Genomic DNA, 2824 nt, shown 5'->3' on the forward strand with positions numbered 1-2824 from the left:
TGCCTGGCCGGCGGGTGCCGGTCGCGGGCAGGCCGCGCGAGCCGGTGCCGGTCGCGGGGAGGGCGCGGGAGCCGGCACCAGCGCCCCGGGAAGGGCGGATGAGTCGTCTCTCTCTGTTACCCATCTCGGAAAAGGATCCCAGAGTGATCGGGCAAATACCAGTCTCGGCATGGCCCGGGTAGGGAGTGCCCCCTCGGGGCGCCCAGCGGCTCGCTGGGGCGCATTACGGCGCAGGCGGCCGCTCACCGCCGACAGGAGGGACCGAATCACCCGCTCCGCCCCCACCACGACCACAACAACGAGCAGCGGCACCACATAGAGGTTGGTCCGGGTCGGTCCGAACGGCCAGTACCGGGCGGCGCTCGCGCCGAGCATCATCAGCTCCGCACCGCCGAGCGCGGCCAGCAAAGCCCGACCCTGCCGGTGGCGGGCAAGTGCCACGATGCCGGCCCCCCCGGCCACGGTGACCGCGATCGCGATCAGGACGGCCGGGGCCGAGCGCAACGGCCCCGCGGGCACCGTGCCGTGGATGAGACTCGGGTCGAAGCGGTCGATTCCCGGCGGCGAGCCGGTGACGGTGGCGCGGACCTGATCGGCGACGAACCGCAGTGCCGCCCACGGCCCGCGGCCGGCGAGGAACTGGCGATCCCAGTAGTCGCCGTCGCGCTGACTGGACTGGTGGGCAACGAACCCGACCGTGTGCACGATGCTGAGGGCGAGCGCGGGCAGGCACTCGACCAGCCGCCACCGACGCGCCGGGCCCCGCCACAGGTCGACCGCCGCCAGCGGGACCACCACGAAGATCCCCGGCACTGCGACGAGCGCCAGCACACCCGCCGCCGTCCGCCGGACCAGGCGGCCACGGTCAGGCCCGCGCGGGGCCCCGGCGGCCGAGACCTCGTCGGCCGGCCCAAGCGGGTCGGCGGTCCAGACGGCGACGATGCACACCGCGGCGAGCGCCTCGACCGTGTACGGCTTGAGCTGGGTGGCCAGGTCGAGAAACGTCGTGTTGAGGCACAGCCAGCAGGCGGCGAACACCGCCGACGCCGTCCCGGCGAACCGCCGGGTGAGCACGACGATCGTGGCCCCGAGCAGGGGCAGTGCGATGAAGCCGGGCAGCCGCAGCGACCATGAGTGCCAGCCGAACGCCTCGCCCGCGAGCCGGGTGATTCCGAGCCAGCCGAACGCGGACGGGGTGTTGGCGACCGTCAGCTCCGACCAGAACGACGCAAGCGGCTCGCTGACGAAGTGCGCCCGCCAGATCTCGTCGTACCAGAGGGGCCGGGTCAGGTAGGCATGCAGCAGGCACAGGACGCCGGACAGACCGAGCGCAACCGCGCCGGCCGCCACCACCGTGGACCGCCCAGGCCGGCGACGGCCCGCAGGCGGCACGGCATCCCCCGATCACCAGCGACGCTGACCGCCGCACCTCCAGCCCAAATCTAGCGCCCGGCCCCGACCCCCACGGCGGGGGAGGTCGTTGTGCCCGCCGGGCGAGGTCCGCGCGCAATACGCCGAATCAGACGCCCGAGTGCCGGTCGCGTGGGGGGCCGGTCGGCCGAGGCCAGGTCAGCCGAGCAGGATGACGACCCGCCGACTCGGCTCCTCGCCCTCGGACTCGCTGTGGACGCCGTCGATCTCGGCGATCGAGTCGTGCACGACCTTGCGCTCGAAGGGGGTCATCGGGGCGAGCGTCTCGGGCTTGCCGCGTTCGATCGCGCGCTCCGCCGCAGCCGTCGCGATCGCGCGAAGCTCGACCCGACGCCGCGCCCGGTGACCGCCGACGTCGAGCATGAGGCGGCTGCGGTTCCCGGTCTTCTGCAGGACGGCGAGCCTGGTCAGCTCCTGCAGCGCCTCGAGGGTCTCGCCGCCGGTCCCGATCAGCTTGTCGAGCTTCTCGCCGACCACCGCGACGACGGCCCGGCCGCCCTCGACATCGAGATCGAGGTCGCCGTCCATGTCGACGATGTCCAGCAGGCCCTCGATGTAGTCGGCGGCGATCTCCCCCTCCTGTTCGAGGTCGACGAGTCGCCGCTCCTGCGGGCTGAGCCCGGTCTCCTCCGGGGAGCCTTCCTCGTCGGAGACTCCAGCTCCATCCACAGCCAGAGCTCCATCCACAGCCAGGTCAGGTGCCGAACCGGTCATCAGCGCTTCTCCAGGGGAACAGGGGGCGGCGGAGCAGAGATTACGGGATGCCCCCGCATGGTGACGAAATCAGGGGGACCGGCGAGTTCGCCCGCCGGTCGGAAAGGGGTTCCCCGGGTCAACGCCGCCCGCCGGGCCGCTTGCCCTTGCCCCGCCTCTTGGCGGGACGGGAACCGCCGACCTGGCGGCGAACACCGGCGGGGACCGGGGCAGGTCGGGTCCCCGCGCCGTCGCCGGTCGCGGGCACGGCGGCCGCCGTGGCCGCCGGCTCGGCGCCGCTGCCGGCGGCTGCCGCGGCACCCTTGCCCGACGAGCTCTTCCGACCGTCCGACGCGGCTTTCCCTCCCGCAGTCTTCCCTCCCGCGGCCGAGGAACGCGCCGCTGTGGGGGCATCCTCGGCTCCCCCGACCGCACCCGCGACCGGCGTAGCGGGCAGCGGCGGCGAGGTCTTCGCCGTCCCGCCGGTACGGGCCGCCGACGCGCCGCTGCGGGACCGGGTTCCGGGCGGGGCCGACGAGGAGCCTCGTCCTGCCTTCGCTGTCGCGCCCTTGCCCCCGGCGCCCTTCGCCGTGGTCGAGCTGTCACCCGCCGCGGCCACCGCCCCGGCGCCTGAGCCGCCGCTCTTGGTCAGACTCGGCCCGCCCGCAGCCGACGGCCGCGCGCGGTTCTTGGACTTGGC

General features: G+C 74.1%; 1 protein-coding gene and 2 pseudogenes. All 3 read right to left on the reverse strand.

Annotation, left to right across the window (positions count from 1 at the left end; all coding sequences use genetic code 11):
- Window positions 1-1350, reverse strand: a pseudogene (locus ND748_RS29440) (hypothetical protein); the annotation flags it as partial.
- Window positions 1351-1569: 219 nt separating this feature from the next.
- Window positions 1570-2145 carry a R3H domain-containing nucleic acid-binding protein gene (locus tag ND748_RS29445; RefSeq protein WP_251749460.1) on the reverse strand — a complete coding sequence of 192 codons (576 nt, stop codon included), beginning with the start codon at window positions 2143-2145 and terminating at the stop codon, window positions 1570-1572.
- A gap of 118 nt (window positions 2146-2263) precedes the next feature.
- Window positions 2264-2824 (reverse strand): annotated as a pseudogene (locus tag ND748_RS29450) (hypothetical protein); the annotation flags it as partial.

It is taken from the genome of Frankia sp. AiPs1, from assembly GCF_023716945.1.
Classification (GTDB): domain Bacteria; phylum Actinomycetota; class Actinomycetes; order Frankiales; family Frankiaceae; genus Frankia.

Excerpts from the sequence above, each read along its gene's own strand:
- ND748_RS29445 (WP_251749460.1), bottom strand. The coding sequence starts at position 2,145 with ATGACCGGTTCGGCACCTGACCTGGCTGTGGATGGAGCTCTGGCTGTG.